At 30.1% G+C, this 18,065-nt stretch carries 13 protein-coding genes, 1 pseudogene and 1 riboswitch; of the genes and pseudogenes, 9 read left to right on the top strand and 5 right to left on the bottom strand.

The annotated features are described in order from the left end of the window. The first annotated feature begins 287 nt into the window (after nucleotides 1-287). Nucleotides 288-635: a hypothetical protein gene (locus I6E17_RS07940; protein WP_235236625.1), complete on the top strand. Its 348-nt coding sequence runs from the start codon at nucleotides 288-290 to the stop codon at nucleotides 633-635. Between the two features lie 68 nt (nucleotides 636-703). Here the strand turns inward: I6E17_RS07940 and I6E17_RS07945 are convergent, their stop codons facing one another. Continuing rightward, nucleotides 704-1,195 (bottom strand): deoxycytidylate deaminase, encoded by a 492-nt coding sequence (locus I6E17_RS07945; RefSeq protein ID WP_235236627.1) that lies wholly within the window; start codon nucleotides 1,193-1,195, stop codon nucleotides 704-706. A 300-nt stretch (nucleotides 1,196-1,495) separates the two neighbouring features. Next, nucleotides 1,496-1,584: riboswitch (SAM riboswitch) on the top strand. 88 nt (nucleotides 1,585-1,672) lie between these two features. Here I6E17_RS07945 and I6E17_RS07950 point away from each other — a divergent pair. The 3 genes and pseudogenes from I6E17_RS07950 to I6E17_RS07960 all read left to right on the top strand — a co-directional run bounded on the left by I6E17_RS07950 (nucleotide 1,673) and on the right by I6E17_RS07960 (nucleotide 4,249). Further along, nucleotides 1,673-2,680, top strand: a complete 1,008-nt coding sequence (locus tag I6E17_RS07950) for a methionine ABC transporter ATP-binding protein (RefSeq protein ID WP_176828528.1) — start codon at nucleotides 1,673-1,675, stop codon at nucleotides 2,678-2,680. After that, a pseudogene (locus tag I6E17_RS07955) lies at nucleotides 2,670-3,308 on the top strand (methionine ABC transporter permease); the annotation flags it as partial. The gene I6E17_RS07950 and the pseudogene I6E17_RS07955, both read left to right, overlap by 11 nt. A gap of 149 nt (nucleotides 3,309-3,457) precedes the next feature. Further along, nucleotides 3,458-4,249, top strand: a complete 792-nt coding sequence (locus I6E17_RS07960) for a MetQ/NlpA family ABC transporter substrate-binding protein (protein WP_235236629.1) — start codon at nucleotides 3,458-3,460, stop codon at nucleotides 4,247-4,249. A 72-nt stretch (nucleotides 4,250-4,321) separates the two neighbouring features. Here I6E17_RS07960 and I6E17_RS07965 read toward each other — a convergent pair whose 3' ends face one another. Beyond that, nucleotides 4,322-5,683, bottom strand: coding sequence for a Na+/H+ antiporter NhaC family protein (locus I6E17_RS07965; protein ID WP_235236631.1), 1,362 nt, complete (start codon nucleotides 5,681-5,683; stop codon nucleotides 4,322-4,324). 27 nt (nucleotides 5,684-5,710) lie between these two features. After that, nucleotides 5,711-6,898 carry a MalY/PatB family protein gene (locus I6E17_RS07970; RefSeq protein ID WP_235236633.1) on the bottom strand — a complete coding sequence of 396 codons (1,188 nt, stop codon included), beginning with the start codon at nucleotides 6,896-6,898 and terminating at the stop codon, nucleotides 5,711-5,713. Nucleotides 6,899-7,208: 310 nt separating this feature from the next. On the opposite strand from I6E17_RS07970, the gene I6E17_RS07975 reads away from it, so the two are divergent. From I6E17_RS07975 to I6E17_RS07995, 5 genes are all read left to right on the top strand, one after another. Further along, nucleotides 7,209-9,248 (top strand): sigma-54 interaction domain-containing protein, encoded by a 2,040-nt coding sequence (locus tag I6E17_RS07975; protein WP_235236635.1) that lies wholly within the window; start codon nucleotides 7,209-7,211, stop codon nucleotides 9,246-9,248. 73 nt (nucleotides 9,249-9,321) lie between these two features. Next, nucleotides 9,322-9,996, top strand: coding sequence for a NifB/NifX family molybdenum-iron cluster-binding protein (locus tag I6E17_RS07980; RefSeq protein ID WP_235236637.1), 675 nt, complete (start codon nucleotides 9,322-9,324; stop codon nucleotides 9,994-9,996). Nucleotides 9,997-10,319: 323 nt separating this feature from the next. Next, nucleotides 10,320-10,688 carry a NifB/NifX family molybdenum-iron cluster-binding protein gene (locus I6E17_RS07985; protein ID WP_176828534.1) on the top strand — a complete coding sequence of 123 codons (369 nt, stop codon included), beginning with the start codon at nucleotides 10,320-10,322 and terminating at the stop codon, nucleotides 10,686-10,688. Nucleotides 10,689-10,699: 11 nt separating this feature from the next. Beyond that, the gene (locus tag I6E17_RS07990; protein WP_235236639.1) at nucleotides 10,700-11,530 is read left to right on the top strand and encodes a P-loop NTPase; all 831 of its coding nucleotides are present in this window, start codon (nucleotides 10,700-10,702) and stop codon (nucleotides 11,528-11,530) included. Beyond that, a complete protein-coding gene (locus I6E17_RS07995; RefSeq protein ID WP_235236641.1) occupies nucleotides 11,520-12,365 on the top strand; it encodes an ATP-binding protein in 846 nt (281 codons plus the stop codon). The genes I6E17_RS07990 and I6E17_RS07995 overlap by 11 nt, the downstream gene beginning before the upstream one ends. 50 nt (nucleotides 12,366-12,415) lie before the next feature. Here the strand turns inward: I6E17_RS07995 and thrS are convergent, their stop codons facing one another. Then, the gene (thrS, locus tag I6E17_RS08000) at nucleotides 12,416-14,329 is read right to left on the bottom strand and encodes a threonine--tRNA ligase (RefSeq protein WP_176828537.1); all 1,914 of its coding nucleotides are present in this window, start codon (nucleotides 14,327-14,329) and stop codon (nucleotides 12,416-12,418) included. Between the two features lie 31 nt (nucleotides 14,330-14,360). Continuing rightward, nucleotides 14,361-18,002: a hypothetical protein gene (locus I6E17_RS08005; protein WP_235236644.1), complete on the bottom strand. Its 3,642-nt coding sequence runs from the start codon at nucleotides 18,000-18,002 to the stop codon at nucleotides 14,361-14,363. Between the last annotated feature and the right edge of the window lie 63 nt (nucleotides 18,003-18,065).

Consider the following 18,065-nt stretch of genomic DNA (forward strand, 5'->3'; position numbering starts at 1 on the left):
GTTAATGTCCTTAGTTATTTGCTTTGTCCTGTTTCTCACGGACAAGATGTATAATACCACAATATCTGAAATCCGTCAATAAAAATTTTTTTATTTTTTAAAATTTATTTTTATTTTTTATATTAAGCGTTTAATTTCAACATTTTTCTTTTAAAAAATTTTTTTATTTTTTTATATCATAAATATTTTTTAATAATTTTTTTATTTTTTTTAAAAAATATTTTATGGACTTACAAGTTAATAAAGTTTATAATAAAATACATAGATTTTTAACCAAGGAGATTTAAATGAAAAAAATTATAGTAACATGTCCTTCATGTAAGAAAAAAATGAAAGTTCTTAATAAAGCTGCAAAATATAAATGCCCTTCATGTGGAAATATTTACAAAATTAATTCCTTAACTCTTACAGGACTTAAGATAAAAGGATTTTTTACAGGAATAGGTGATACAGTAAGAGATATTAAAAATAATATTAAATATAAAATTAATTCTACCCGTGCCACATATAACTACATAAAGCAAATGAAAAAAAATATGAAAAATAACCCTGACTGGTCAAATTACCACAAAGAACAAAGAGAGATGAAAAACGCAAATAAGCGTTCTTTCAAAGATTTCTTCAAAAAAAAATAGCAAAATAAAAACTGCTGTATATTAAAAAGTGACAAAACTTTTATAAGTTTACAGCAGTTCTTTTTATTTTAATAATCTTCTTCCCTGAAAGAAAGTTCAAGTTTTTCTCTGTTTGGTTTAAGTTTTCTGTAAGTAACTCCAGCTGCATCAAGCATTCTTTTTGATGCCTGATCAGACTCTGTTCCATTATACTTATCAGAAAGAAATACTATTTCTTTTATTCCACTTTGAATGATTGCTTTACTACATTCATGACATGGAAAAAGTGCAATATAAATACTGCATCCTTTAAGACTTCTAGTACTGTTTAAAATTGCATTAAGTTCTGCATGACATACAAAGGGATATTTTGTATTAAGAAACTCTCCTTCTCTTTCCCATGGAAATTCATCGTCACTACATCCCCTTGGAAGTCCATTATACCCTAATCCAACTATCTTTTTATCATCAGTTACTATACATGCCCCAACCTGAGTATTAGGATCTTTACTTCTTTTAGCTGATAAAAGAGCAACTCCCATAAAATATTCATCCCAATTTATATAATCTTCTCTCTTCATAAAATTCCTCCTGATTTTGCATATCCTATCCAAAATATTTTTATAATAATTTTTTTATTTTTTAAAACAAAAAACAAACTTCATGATAATTAATTTATCTTCATAATTTTATAAAAAATCTGTTAAATATATTTTAAATTTTATTTTTTTAAAAAATTTTTTTATAACTACATAATACATTATTTTCCGTATTTTTCAAAAGGTTTCTTGATTATTTTTATTTTTATCAAAAAAATTTTTATAATTTTATTTGACAAAAAAATTAATTTGGTATATGATTAGTCCAACTTAAAAATTTAATATCCATCAAGAGAGACTGAGGGACTGGCCCTAGGACGTTTCAGCAACCTACCTTATCAGGTGTGGTGCTAATTCCAGACAGATGGCAAGAGCTAAACTTGTTGTACAGTCAAATCTCTATTACTTGATGGTAATGGAGATTTTTTTTATACAAACATCATGGGGAGGGGCTAACATATGATTTTAATTGAAAAAGTCAACAAAATATACTCAAATGGCTTTCATGCAGTAAAGAATGTTGACTTAGAAATAAAAAAGGGAGATATATTTGGAATTATAGGTCTTAGTGGTGCAGGAAAATCCTCACTTATAAGGCTTATTAACAGACTTGAAGAGCCTACAAGTGGAAAAGTAATAATTGATGGAGTGGATATCACTTCTCTTTCAAAAACTGAACTTCTTGAAAAAAGAAAAAAAATAGGAATGATTTTCCAGCATTTTAATCTTCTTTCTTCAAGAACTGTAGGAGAAAATGTTGCTTTTGCATTAGAGATAGCAAAATGGGATAAAAATAAAATTCAAGAAAGAGTAAAAGATCTTTTAGAACTTGTTGAACTATCAGATAAAATAAATTATTATCCTAATCAATTAAGTGGAGGTCAGAAACAAAGAGTTGCTATTGCAAGAGCTCTTGCAAATAACCCTGATATTCTTCTTTCTGATGAAGCTACTTCAGCTCTTGATCCAAAAACTACAAAATCTATACTTGAACTTATTAAAAGTATTCAAAAAAAACTTGGACTTACTGTTGTAATGATAACACATCAAATGGAAGTTATTAAAGAAATCTGCAATAAAGTAGCTGTTATGTCTGGAGGACAGATCGTAGAAAAAGGAGGAGTACACCATATTTTCTCAGATCCTCAGTCAGATATTACAAAAGAACTTATCTCATATCTTCCAAGCACAGATGAAAAAGGAATAGAAGTTATGAAACATAAAGGACAGCATATAGTAAAACTTAAATTCTTAGGAGTAATAGCTGAAGAACCTATCATCTCCCAAGCTACCAGAAAATTTGATATTGATTTAAATATCATAAGTGGTTCTATAGATAATCTTTCTACAATACAAGTTGGACATCTTTATGTTGAACTTGTAGGAAATTTTGAAAAACAAAAACAAGCTATTAAATGGTTTGAAGAATCTGGAGTTATTGTAGAGGTGATATACGATGGTATTTAATATGATTTGGACTTCAACTTTAGAAACTCTTTATATGGTTTTCTTTTCTACTGTTTTTTCTCTTGCAATAGGTTTTCCTGTAGGAATACTTCTTGTGGTTACAAAAGAAGGGAATATTATGGAAAGACCAAAACTTAATCAGTTTCTTGAAATTATTATAAATACTTTAAGATCTTTTCCTTTTATCATTTTGATGATATGTCTATTTCCTCTTTCAAGAATTGTAGTGGGAACAACAATTGGAAGCACTGCTGCCATTGTTCCTCTTTCAATATCAGCAGCACCTTTTGTTGCAAGAATGGTTGAAGGAGCATTAAATGAAATTGACAAAGGTCTTATTGAAGCTGCTTCAAGTATGGGAGCAAGTAATAAAACAATAATTTTTGATGTTATGATTCCTGAGACACTTCCTCATATCATACATGGTATAACTGTTACTGTAATAAGTCTTATAGGATTTTCTGCAATGGCAGGAAGTATAGGAGCAGGGGGACTGGGAGATCTTGCAGTAAGATTTGGATACCAAAGATTTAAAACAGATATAATGCTTTATTCTGTGGTTGTAATAATAATTCTTGTTCAAATTTTACAGTCACTTGGAAATTACTTAGCTAAAAAATCTGGAACAATGAATAGAAAAAAAATACTACAACATCTAGCTATAATCTTCATTGTCGCTGTTGCTGTAAAATATCTTATAAATTTTTTTAACTTTTAAAAACAGTTTTTAATTTATTTTTAATTATAAATTTTATATTTTTAAGGAGATGGTTATTTATGTCAAACACATTCAAAAGAACTTTACTTTCAACTGCTGCACTTTTAATTTTAGGTACTTCTTCTTTTGCTAATACAGTTTTAAAAGTTGGAGCTACTCCTGTTCCTCATGCTGAAATTCTTAATGCTGTAAAAGATAGACTTGCAAAAGAAGGAATTGATTTAAAAGTTGTAGATTTTACAGACTATGTCACTCCAAATCTTGCTCTTTCTGACGGAGAACTTGATGCAAACTACTTCCAACACAAACCTTATCTTGATAAATTCTGTGAAGAAAAAGGTCTTAAACTTAATTCTGCTGGGGGAGTCCATGTTGAACCTATTGGAATTTTCTCTGATAAACTAAAATCTATAAATGATATTCCTAACAAAGCTGTTGTTGCTATACCAAATGATCCTTCAAATGGAGGAAGAGCACTTATTCTTCTTCACAATGCAGGAATTATTACTTTAAACGATCCTTCAAATTTATATGCAACAGAATTTGATGTTGTAAAAAATCCTAAAAAACTTAAATTCAAAACACTTGAAGCAGCTCAACTTCCAAGAGTTTTAAAAGATGTTGATTTTGCTGTAATAAATGGAAACTATGCTTTAGAAGCTGGACTTTCTCCAGTTGAAGATGCTCTTCTTCTTGAAGGTAAAGAATCTCCTTATACTAATATAGTTGCTGTTAAAGCTGGAGATGAAAAAAGAGAAGATATTGTTAAATTAATAGAAGTTTTAAACAGCCCTGAAACTGCTGAATTTATAAATAATACTTATAAAGGTGGAGTAGTTCCTGCTTTCTAGTATTATATATTTATAAAAAAACTCCTGAAAAATGAGTAAAATCATTTTCAGGAGTTTTTATTTTTATATTTTTTATACTTCTGTTATAGATTCATGATGTTCTTTTGCTACACGGGCAAATTCTTTTTCCTCAGAAGTTCTTAATAATCCAAACTTAATTGTTACAAGTGTTGCTAAAATTAAGAATACAGGATAGTATGCAAATTTTAATATATCAAGAGGAGATACATGTCCCATACCTGTCATAATAAGCATTCCACCATCGTGAGGGCAAAGAGCAAGTGTTCCACAAGCAAAAATATCTATAAGACTTGCAAGTCTTTTTGGTGCAATATGATATTTAGAACCTATTTCTTTAGCTATTGGGGCAGATATAATAATTGCAACAGTATTATTTACAAGTGCTGCAGCAAGAGATCCTGCAAGAATTCCTATTCCATATTCAGCTCCGCTTCTTGTTTTTACTTTAGAAGTTATTTTTTCAATAAGCCATTCAATTCCACCATTTTCTTTAATAACACCAATTATACCTGCAATCAGAATTGCTACAATTGTAATTCCCATCATATCTTCCATTCCACCACCAATGGCTTTAATAAATGGAAGGAAACCTACACTTCCTGTTGCAAGTCCCACTATTCCACAAAGAACTATTCCTCCCATAAGGACAAGAACAACATTTCCTCCTGCAAGAGCTCCTGCAAGAACAAGAAGATAAGGTACAACTTTTATAAAGTGGAAAGTAAGATCTCCTTCAATCTCTCCTGCTTTACCTAAAATTGTATAAAGAACTATTGTAATAAGTGCTGCTGGTATAGCTATTAAGAAGTTCATTCTAAACTTATCTTTCATTTCACAGCCAACTCCTCTTGTTGCAGAAATTGTTGTATCTGATAAAATTGAAAGGTTATCTCCAAAATATGCTCCTCCCATAACTGCTGCAAGTGTTATTGCTACATCCATATTACTTTTTGCTGCAACTCCAACAGCTATTGGTGCCATAGCTGCCATTGTTCCCATTGATGTTCCCATAGCAGTTGCTATGAAACAAGAAATTAAGAATATTCCTGGAACTATAAATGTTGATGGTATGAAAGTAAGACCTAAGTTAACTACTGATTCAACTCCACCCATAGATTTTGCTGCTCCCGAAAATCCTCCTGCAAGAAGATAGATAAGACCCATTATCATTACACCTGATGAACCTGCATTTTTAGAAAAAACTTCTATCTTATCATCTATCTTTTTGTTCTTATTCATAAGAACTGCAACTCCAATAGCTATAAACAAAGCTACATGACGAGGAAATTGGTTAAAAGGTGATGCTGATCCTTTTATTGAAAAAAATACTCCACTTCCTATATACAATCCTAAAAAAATAAACAGCGGAAGAAACGATATTCCTCCAAGACCTTTTTTGTTATCTGCTGCCATAAAACTACCCCCTATTAAATTAAAGTTTTATTTATTTCTCCACATTTTTATTGCATTCTCTATTCTTTTCATACCCTCTTCAACCATATATCTTGGGCATGCTATATTCATTCTTTCAAATCCTGCTCCATTTTCTCCAAACCAGAAACCATCATCAAGAGCAATTTTTGCATCTTTTTGCATAAACATTGAAAGTTCCTCTTTTGTCATTCCAAGAGCTGAGAAATCAAGCCACATTAAATATGTTCCTTCAGGTTTTCTAACTTTTACTTCTGGAATATTTTCTTTTACAAAGTTTATTACATAATCCATATTTCCGTCAAGATGAACTAAAAGTTCTTCAAGCCATTCTTCTCCTTTTGTATAGGCTGCTTCAAATCCTACTAAACTGAAAGGACTGTTTCTTTTTACATCTAGTCTTCCAAGTTCTTCATCAAGCATTTTCCACTCTTCTTCTCTTGGAAGTGTTACAAATGAAGCCTGAAGTCCTGCTATATTAAATGTTTTTGTAGGAGAGAAACATGTTATTGTATTATACTCTGCCTCTTTGCTTACAGAAGCTGCTGGAGTATGTTTATGCCCTGGCATAATAATATCTCTCCAAATTTCATCTGCAATCACTCTTACATTATATTTTAAGCAAAGTTCTGACATTTTTTCAAGTTCTTCTTTTTTCCATACTCTTCCAACAGGGTTATGAGGACTGCAAAGAATGAAAAGTGTCACTTTTTCATCTGATACTTTTTTCTCAAAATCTTCAAAGTCTATTGTATAATATCCTGTTTCATCTTTCACAAGGTTATTTACTACAAGTTCTCTGTTATTTTCTTTTACAACTGCTGAGAAAGGATAATATACAGGACTCTGAATAAGAACTTTTTCATCTGCTTTTGTCATAAGTCTAACAAGTATTGATAGTGTAGGTACAACCCCAGGACTGTTTATTAAAGTTTTCGCATCTATTTTATATCCGAATCTTCTTTCAATCCAGTCAGCTGCACTTTGATAATATGATGCAGGTCTGTACACATATCCGAATATTCCCTGTTCTAATTTTTCTCTCATTGCATCAATTATTACAGGAGCTGTTTTTAAATCCATATCAGCTATCCACATAGGCCATAAATCATTAGAGATAAATTTATTTCCCATTTCCTCCCATTTAGCTGAATGGTTGTTGCTTCTGTCAATTTTTTCATTAAAATTATATTTCATTTTAACATCTCCTTATTAATATAAATGTCATTCTTTTATAAAAAAGTTTTATTTAAGAATTATACATTTCATTTTATTACACAATTTTATATTTAGCAATTTTTATGCCAAAATATAAGTTTTTTATAGATACTTAATTTTAGAGCATCTGACTTAAATTTATTTTTTTTTAATTTTTTTAAATTGGTTTTTTTATTTTTTAACCTGTTTTTATAGGTTTTTTAGGTTGTAATAACCTAAAAAATATTATAAAATAATAATTATACATTAATCTATCAGTTTTAAATTTTATATAAAAAAATAATTTCCTATGGAGGTGTTTAAAATTTCTTTAAAAATTGCAGTTATTTCAGCTGGTAAAGATGTAGGACTTTTTTATAAAAAACAACTTGAATATTTTTTTGCTGATGCAGTTGAACTTTATACATATTCTATTGAAGATGGAACAGCCTATTCTCCTAAAACAGAGGATATTTTTCTTATAACCACTATTTCTTTTGACAGTCATAATGAAGTTTTAAGGTATATTCCTAAAGACAAGCACATTGTTAATGGGACTATTACCGTAAGAAACAGCACCATTGAAAAACTAAAAAAATTACCTTCAGGAACAAAAGCCCTTCTTGTAAATTCTACAAAATCCATGTGTGAAGAATCCATTGTTCTTCTTCATCAAAAAGGAATAAACAATATTTCTTTTTCTCCTTATTATCCTGGATGTAAGGAAAAATATGAAGATATTCCTCTTGCTATAACTCCTGGGGAAGCTCACTTTGCCCCTGCTGGAAAAGAAATTATAGATATTGGAAACAGAGTTCTTGATACAAATACTATCCTGGAAATTATCTCTTTTACAGACTGTGAATACCTTTTAAAAACAGACAGACTTATAAATTACTTTGATGAAATTTCTGAAAATAATACTGGAGTAGAGTCTCTTATTTCAAAGATGGAACTTGCCACACAACAATTTAATATACTTTTTCGTCTTTCCAGTGAAGGAATTATTCTAGTTGATAAAAAAAATAATATTATAATGTGCAATCAAAAAGCAAACGACTTTTTAGAAAAAGGAAGGATAGATATTCTTTATAAGCCAGCTTCAAGTGCTTTTCAAAATAATATTTTTGAGCAGGCTGCAAAAGATCAGATTACTAAAACAGTTCTTCTTCTTTCCCCTTCCGGAATTAAATTAAAATTAAAGGTTATTCCTATAGTCAAACATGGAATTTATCTTTCTGGAATAGGGATAATAAATAGAGCAAATCCTGAAGATGAAATAATGACAAGTGCTGTTAACAAAATCTTAAAAAAGGGACATATTGCAAGATATACATTTGATTCAATTATTACTAAAAGTAAAAATGTAATCAAAATAAAGGAAGTTGCTAAAAAAATGGCAAAATCAAATTCTGCTGTCCTTATCACAGGAGAAAGTGGAACTGGAAAAGAACTCTTTGCTCATTCTATTCACAACTATTCTTCAAGAAGAGATAAACCTTTCGTTGCTATAAACTGTGCTGCTCTTGCTGATAATCTTTTGGAAAGTGAACTTTTTGGATATGAAGAAGGAGCTTTTACTGGAGCGAAAAAAGGAGGAAAAACAGGTCTTTTTGAAATTGCAAATAACGGAACTCTTTTTCTTGATGAAATTGAAGGAATGAGTAAAAATCTTCAGTTTAAACTTCTTCGTGTTATTCAGGAAAAAGAAATTATAAAAGTTGGAGGAGATGAAATGATTCCTATTGATGTAAGGATTATTGCTGCTTCCAATGAAAATTTAGGAGAACTTGTTGAAAATAAAGTCTTCAGACAAGACCTTTATTACAGATTAAATACTCTTCCTATAACTATTCCTCCTTTAAGAGAGAGAATAGACGATCTTTATCTTCTTATAGAAGATTTTAAGCAGGAAATGGATTTTAATTTTATATTTACAAAAGCATCAAAACATCTTATTGAGAACTATACATGGCCTGGAAATATAAGAGAATTAAGAAACTGTATTGAATATCTTGGATGTCTTGGAGAAACTATTATTGAACCTGAAATGTTCCCTCAGAACATGAATTCTTTAAATAAAAACATTACAAAACCATCTTCTTATGAAGAAAAAAATATTTTCTATGAAACTGCATTTGTTATAGGCGAACTTGAAAAAAAAGGAAAATCTTGCGGAAGAAAAAGTATTTCTGAAGAACTAAAAAATAAAAATATTTATATTTCTGAAGCTAAAATAAGAAAAATTCTTGAAAATATGAAAAACGACGGACTTATTTCTTCTGGAGAAGGAAGAACAGGATCAAAACTTACTTCTTTTGGAAGAAAAAAATTTAATATTTTTGAATAATAAATATTGACAACTTATTATACGAGGAGTATACTTTAATTGTGCATATGCACAATTAAACAAGGAGGCTAATATGCCAAGATGTAAAAAGCAAAGATGTTGCAGAATTTTAGATAATGAAAGAATTTTTAAGCCAACTGGAATTCCTATGTCAAATCTTAAAATAAATGAAATTGAAATAGATGAATTTGAGGCTATAAGGCTTTGTGACTATGAAGGAAAAAGCCAGATTGAAACAGCTGAAATCATGCAAATTTCAAGAGGAACTGTACAAAGACTTTTAAATTCAGGAAGAAAAAAAATTCTGGACAGTTTATTACATTTAAAAGCTATAAAATTAAAAAATACAGGACAGGAGATGATTTTAATGGCAACTGAAATATTAAGAGTAGGTTTCCCAACAAATGACGGAGTAACTGTAGAAGAACACTTCGGACATTGTGAAAAATTTGCAGTTTATTCAATAGAAGAAGGAAAAGTAGTTAATAAAGAATTTTTAACTGCACCTGAGCATGCACCAGGAGTTTTCCCAAGATTTATTGCTGCAAATAACATAAATGTTGTAATCACAGGAGGAATGGGACAAAGAGCTATTGATCTTATAAAAGCCAATGGAGGACAAGTTATTCTAGGAGCAAGTGGAAGAATAGAAGATGTTCTTGCTGTTTACTTAGAAGGAAGCTTATATTCAAAAGGTTCTGCTTGTGCTCATCATCACCATGATGACGACCATGAATGTCAACACTAATTTAATAAAATAAAATACAAACAGGAGCTGTTATCTCTCTAAAAAACATTATAAAAATAAAATTTTATCTCATGAAAAATATTTTCTATTTATTTTGTTCGTTTCACTAAAAATGACAAACTCACTTCGTTCAAACATGTCATTTTTCATCGTTCAACTCACTGCATAAATTAAGAAAATTTTTTCAATCTTCTAAAATTTTATTTTTTATAATTGCAAAGTTCTCTATATTTATGAGAGCTGTTTTTCACTAAATGGAAAATAAAAAAACATAACAGCTCCTAATTTTTTATACTCTTTAAAAATGAAAAGGAGATATCACAATGAAAATAGCAATAGCACTAGAAGAAAATAATTACTCTTCACAAACTGACAGAAGATTCGGAAGAGCAGCTTATTTTATTTTAATAAATACAGAAACAAATGACTATGAAATAATTGAAAATGAAGCAAAAGATGAAGCTACAGGAGCTGGACTTAAAGCAGTGAGAACACTTGTAAATCTTGGTGTAAATGAAATTATTGCAGGAGAAATAGGCCCAAAGGCAGCTGTTCTTATTAATGAATTTGAAATTCCTGTTTATAAAATGGGAGATTTAAAAACTATTGATGAAATATTAAAGAACTATAAAGATAATAAACTTGAAAAATATGATCTTTCTCCAAAACCACAAGGTCTTAGAATGGCATAAAGAGGTGAAAAATGAAAATAGCAGTTTTAAGTGGAAAAGGAGGAACAGGAAAAACTACTGTAAGTACAAACTTAGCTTTTATTTCAAAACTTCCTCTTTTTGATACTGACATAGAAGAACCAAATTCACATATCTTTTTAAAAAATAATATAATCAATGAAGAATCAGTATATATGAATTATCCAAAAATTCATATGGAAAAATGTAATCTTTGTGGGGAGTGTGGGGATTTCTGTAAATTTAATGCTGTTATTCCTGCTAGAAATACAGTTCTTGTCTTTGAAGAAAGCTGTCATGACTGTGGTGGTTGTGGAATCATCTGTAAGCAAAAAGCAATTTCTTGGGAAAAAAGAGAAATTGGAAAAATTTTTACAGGAAAAACATACTTTGACTCTGATACTGTGTATGGAAAGTTAAATATAGGAGAAATGTCAGGAGTAAGAATCATAAAGAAAATGTATAAAGATGCAAAATATAAAGACTTCTTAATTGACTGTCCCCCAGGAACTGCTTGTACAACAGTAGCTGCTGTAGAAGAAGCTGACTTTGCTATAATAGTTACAGAGCCTTCTCCTTTTGGACTTAGTGACATGAAACTTGTAGTAAAACTTTTAAAAGATATAAAAATACCTTTTGGTATAGTTGTAAATAAAGCTGAAGATGATGAAACAGAACTTAAAAAATACTGTCTTTCAGAAAATATAACTATCTTAGGGGAAATACCTTTCAGCAGAAAAATTGCAGAAAATTATTCTAAAGGAGAAATAATTTCAGATGTTCTTCCTGAATACAGAAAATACTATGAAAATATTTGGAAGAAGGTGAAAAATTATGGAAATTAAAGAAATAGTAGTTATTTCAGGAAAAGGTGGAACAGGAAAAACTACAGTTACATCATCTCTTATTCCTTATTTTCAAAATGTTGTCATAGGTGACTGTGATGTTGATGCTCCTAATCTTCAAATACTTTTTAATCCTCAAAATACTGTGAAAGAAGATTTTTTAGGAATGAAAAAAGCTCTTCTTAATAAAGAGCTTTGTATAAACTGTGGAAAATGTTATGAACTTTGTAAATTTGATGCTGTTGAAAATATTAAAAAGTGCGAAAGCTGTGGACTTTGTGAATATATATGTCCTGTTGGAGCAATTAAAATGGTTGATAATAAAGCAGGAGAAATTTTTGAATCAGATACAAAATATGGAAAACTTATTCATGCCTGCCTTTTTCCAGGAGAGGAAAATTCTGGAAAATTAGTTGCCCAAGTGAGAAAAAAAGCAAAAAAAACAGCTGAAGAACAAAATATGGAATATATTATTTTAGACGGAGCTCCTGGAGTTGCATGTAATGTCATAAGTTCCCTTACGGGAGTTAAAAAAGCTGTTATTGTAACTGAACCTACTCTTTCAGGACTTCACGATTTAGAAAGAGTTTTAAATCTTATAGAAAGATTTAGAATAAAGCCTTATTTTATAATAAATAAATATGATCTTTCTCCTGAAATTTCAAAAAAAATAGAAGAATTTTTACATAAAAAAGGAACTGAAGTTTCTGTAAAAATTCCTTTTGATAAAAAAATTATAAAATCCATTATAAAAAAATCTATTCCTTCTATTGAAGAAAAAGAATTCTTTGAAAAAATTGGCTTTAAAAAACTTGCTGAAGAATTAAAAAAATAACTTTATTATAATTAAAAAACGGCTCCCTTAACTATGGAGCCGTAATTTTATTATTTATTTATTTTTACTTTTGCTTCTTCAACTACATATTTTAAGAAGTCATCAAGTTTCATTGAAACTTGTTCATTTGAACCAAATCTTCTTACATTAACTTCTCTGTTTTCAACTTCGTTTTTACCTATAATTAACTGCATAGGAATTTTGTATTTTCCATTTGCTTCTCTAATCTTATATCCTATAGATTCTGCTCTGTCATCAAGTTCAACTCTTAAATCCATATCTTCTAAGATTTGTTTTAATTCTTTTGCATAAGGAACAACATCTTCATTGATAGTTAAAAGTTTGATTTGAGTAGGAGCAAGCCACATAGGGAATGCACCTGCATAGTGTTCTATTAAGATTCCTATAAATCTTTCAATAGATCCATAAACAACTCTATGAATCATTACTGGTCTATGTTTTTCCCCATCTTCTCCGATATAGTTTATATCAAATCTTTCTGGAAGGTTAAAGTCTAGCTGAATTGTTCCACATTGCCAAGTTCTTCCAATAGCATCTTTAATTTTGAAATCAAGTTTAGGTCCATAGAATGCTCCGTCACCAGGGTTAACTTTGTATTCTCTTCCCATTTTCTTTAAAGCACCTTCAAGTCCTGCTTCTGCTCTGTCCCATATTTCTTGGCTTCCTATTGCTTTTTCAGGTTTAGTTGAAAGTTCTATGCTGTAATCAAATCCAAAAATTCCTTTATAGAATTTATCAATTAATTCTGTTACTCCTATAATTTCTTCTTCTATTTGTTCAGGAGTCATAAAGATATGAGCATCGTCCTGAGTAAATGCTCTAACTCTCATAAGTCCATGTAATGCTCCAGAAAATTCATGTCTATGAACATGTCCTAATTCTCCTACTCTTTCTGGAAGATCTTTGTATGAGTGAATTTTATTTTTATAGTTTAAAATTCCTCCTGGACAGTTCATTGGTTTAATAGCAAAATCTGTTTCATCAATAGAAGTTGTATACATATTTTCTCTATAGTTAAACCAGTGTCCTGAAGTTTCCCAAAGTTCTCTGTTTAATATTGTAGGAGTTTGAATTTCAACATATCCTGCTTTTCTATGTTCTTTTCTCCATAAGTCTATAAGAGTGTTTTTAAGAACCATTCCTTTTGGCATAAAGAATGGGAATCCAGGTCCATATTCACTTACAAAGAATAGTTCAAGTTCTTTTCCAAGTCTTCTATGATCTCTCTTTTCAGCTTCTTCTAAGAATTTTAAGTAATCTTTTAATCTTTTTTCATCAGCAAAAGCAAGTCCGTAGATTCTTTGAAGCATTTTATTATTTGAGTCTCCTCTCCAGTATGCACCAGCTAGAGATTTTAATTTAAATGCTTTTATATAAGATGTAGAAGGTACATGAGGTCCTCTGCAAAGATCCATGAAATCTCCTTGTTTATAGAAAGAAAGCATTTCTCCTTGTGCTATATCTTTTATTATTTCAACTTTATAATTTTCTCCAAGAGCCTCAAAATGTTTTATAGCATCTTCTCTTGACATTTCAAGTCTTTCTATTTTTATATCTTCTTTTGAAAGCTTTTTCATTTCAGCTTCAATTTTTTCTAAATCTTCAGGAACAAACTGAACATTAGGATCAAAGTCATAATAGAATCCATTTTCAATAGCTGGTCCTATTGTAACTTTAGTTCCAGGGAATAATCTTACAACAGCTTGAGCCATAAGGTGAGCTGCTGAGTGTCTTATGATATGTTCTCCTTCTTCTGAATCTGCTGTTATAAATTCAACTTCAGCATCTCTATCTAGAATATAAGACATATCTTTTAATTCTCCATCTACTTTTGCTGCAACTGATTTTTTAGCAAGTGAATTGCTTATACTTTTAGCTATCACAAACATATTTTCAGCATTTTCAAATTCTTTTATATTTCCATCCATTAATTTTACTTTCATTATATATCCTCTCCTTAGTCATTCTTTTTTATTAATCTATTTCATCTTCAATTTTTATTCCGCTGAATACATGTACATCAGGACTTACATTTTCTCCCTCTGCACTTCCTCCTTTAGCTCCAAGACCAAATAATCTCTTATCTGGGAATGTAAGAAGTGTAAATTGAAGAGCGGCTTTCCATTCGTAATCACGAGTGGTTATACTATATTCTCTCATATATGCAACAGACCATTCATAGTATCCCATTTCTTTTCCTATTTCAACTCCAACTCCGTCAAAGAATCTTCTTCCACTTCCATCTCCGTATGGAGTATCAATATTGTCATAGAATTCTATGTAAGTCTTAAGTCTCCATCCTTCACTTGGTCTTCCAAGTTTTGTGTGGAAACTAAATTCATGTTCTCTCTCTGTTACTTTCCAGTTATCAGGATTTGTACGGTCTCCTCTATAATCAGCTTCTTGTGTAAATGTATATCCAAGTCCTGTTCTATTTTGTGAATAGAATACAGCTGCTTCTAGTTTTGAAATTGATCCCCAATAATCTTCCTGATGTCTTCTGTCATCATTACTTTCAAGTGTAAGTCTTGCATCAAAACTTCTTCTGTAATCTCCAAAGTTTACTTTATTGTCCATTACACTATTTAAATTAAATCCAACAGAATTTCTATTTTCAATAATGCTTCTAATATGGTTTAAATCTTGTGAAGTAAGTTCTCCTGCTTCTTTTCCATATTCTTTTTCTGCATATCTTGAAAGTTCTCTTTCTGATAATCTCTTATCTTTGAAACCATATCTTAATGTTATTACATTAGAGTTATAGTCTGTTTTAAATTTGTTTTCATAGCTTCCATATGGTTTATAATTTCCTTGATAATCTTCATATTTTACTCCATAAGAGTGTTCAATTTCTCCTCCGTTTAAATATGAAACTGCATAAGTTTTATTATTTATATCAAGAACATCATAATTTCCAACAGAGGCACTGTCTTTACCTTCTGTATATTGGAAGTTTAATCTGTTTTCATCAAAGCTGTATGTATAACCATATACATTTTCTCTAATTTTTTCATCAAGACCTCTTACTAACTGAGCTTCAAAATTACTATCTACAAAATCTATACTTTGATTTTTATAGTAAAACTCATGATTTCCAAAATAGATATTTGCTCCATAATCTTTATATCCTAAATCATTTTTATAATTATTAAATAAATCATTAGAGCCATATTCACTTACATATCTGTCATCACTGTTATAATATGCACTGAATGCTTTATCTCCGTCAATTAAGAAATCTACTTTATTTTTAAATATCTCTCCTGTTTTTTCATCATTAACAGGTCTTTCTTTTACAGTATATTCTCCAGTATAAACAGTTTCAGTATTTCCAAATTCAAAGGCAATTTTATCTCCATATTTATAAACATTCTCTTTATTTATAAATCTTCCATACTCTTGTCTTTCGTTATCTCCGTCATACTTATAATCCTGCCAGAAGAATGTAAAATCATTGCTAAGTCCAATGTCTGCCCATCTGTCAGCATTTCCTGAGTTATCAAGAAGTGTGATTCTGTGATTTAAACCACCTTGATATCTTGTAGATTTATCATTGTTTTCTGTATCTCTTCCATCATTTATACCTGAAGTATATTTATCCTGTCTGATATTTCCAAAAACATCAATTTCTCCAAGATATCCTAATTCTATATTATTTTTATTAATTCCAAATTCATAGAAATCAGAATCATTTTTATAAGTTCTGTAACCTTTTATTCCGTTTAAACCTTCTCTGTTTACAACAGTTTCTTCAGACTGTCCACCTGCAAAAGTAAAATCTGCAAGTCCTGTATAAAGAGTTGCATAAGCTCTGTCTTCTCTTGTTTTTTCATAGATAATATTTTCAAATCTATTATACTGACTCCATCTGCTTTTATCTCCAAAAACCTTTACTCTCATTGGGTCATTTTCTAGATTTAATTCTTTTTCAGAAAAATTAAAATCATATCCTGTCTTAAAAGCTATATTATCCGTCAGCTTATATTCTCCAAAAGCTGTGCTTAATTTACGGCTGTCATAAATATCATACTGAGATACTGTCCATGGAACATAGTCTGCTTCAAGACCATATCTTCCTGTATGTTTTAAACTACTTAAATCAGGATTTCTTTCCCAAGAATTAAGTCTTCTGTATTTATCCCCATTTGCTTCATCATAACTGAAAGAGATTTTATTTCTCTTATCTTCAAATCCAAAACCAAAATCTTCTGCTCTTGACTGAAGATCATTAGGGCTTGATCCTGGATCCATATCGTAAAGATAATTATAATATCCACTGAATTTATAATCTTTATTATCTTTTACTAAAGAAATTTCAGAAAATAAATCATTATCAACTTGTGAATCATAACCTAAATCATCAATCTGATCTGTTACTATATATTGATATGCTTTTTTATCATCAGTAAGTTTTACTTTAGCATTAAGAGATATGTCTTTTTCTGTTCCAAGTCCCGTCAGTGCAGTATCTAAAGTATAGAAGTTAGAATAATCTCCCATACTTGGAATTTCTCCTAAATCTCCTTTCACTGTTTTTCCATCTTTTCCTCTATGATTAAATTTTCCTTGGGCATCATAGTCTTCTATAATATCTTTTAAATTTTCATTCATATTATAGGTCATACTTTGGACACCAAAATTAAAGTATCCATAATTTCCCTCATAACTATGAGTATAATCTATACTCCATCTATCATCATGACTTGCTTCAGGTCTTCCTGTTTCTGAATCTATTTTTTGATCTCCTTTTTTATGAACAAGAAGATCTGTTATATTAAGTCTTGACTCTCCATATGTTCCTGTATCATACCAGTTTTCCATTCTTCCTATTAAGAATCCCATCTGGTCTCCAAATTTAGGTGCAAATCCTCCTCTAAATTTGTTATCTTTACTTTCATACAGAACCCCTGTAGAAATAGTCCATCCATAGTCATCTTCATCTCCCCACATTGGGAATAAAGGAACTTCTGAACCTTGTCTTATGTTAAATCTGTACCATGGAAATGTAAAAGGCATAACATCGTGATTCTGAATAAATAAATCAGATCCTGTAAGAGTTACTTGTTTATCTGGTTCAATTTTTATTCTCTCACTTTGAAGATAATATCCAAGTCCCGTCAGATCCCTGTTAGTATTAACTTTTGGATCTGTTGTTAACCAAGCATTTTTTAGAAGAACAATCCCATTATCAAACTTGGTTTTTTCTCCTCCAAAATATATTTTGTCATTAGGAGCTTCTGCTCCCGTTACCTTTCCTACCTCCATATATCCAAAGCTTTGCCCAAAAATAGCTTTGCTTCCATCAAGAAGAGCAACTCCATCTTTTGACTCCATTCTTATGTCTCCCATAGGCTGATAAGAATCAAGGGTAAAGTCTCCATCTATATACATTCTGTTTTTAGGTTCATCTCTTCTTACATTGAAAACTTTAAATTTATTATTTCCATAAATTATATCTATCCCATTGGTTGAGGTTACATTCTCATTATCCAGACTTATCTCAACCTCTGTTTCAGTACTTTTTTTATCTGATTTGCTTTCAACAACTTTATCTTCAGACAAAGCTTTCATACATACAAGCATCAATGCCAGAAGAAGATATATTTTTTTCTTCATAAAAAATACCCCTCAGTTTTTAATGTAATCACACATAATATTTCATTTGATTATACCATATAT

This window comes from Fusobacterium perfoetens (genome assembly GCF_021531595.1).
Lineage (GTDB): Bacteria > Fusobacteriota > Fusobacteriia > Fusobacteriales > Fusobacteriaceae > Fusobacterium_B.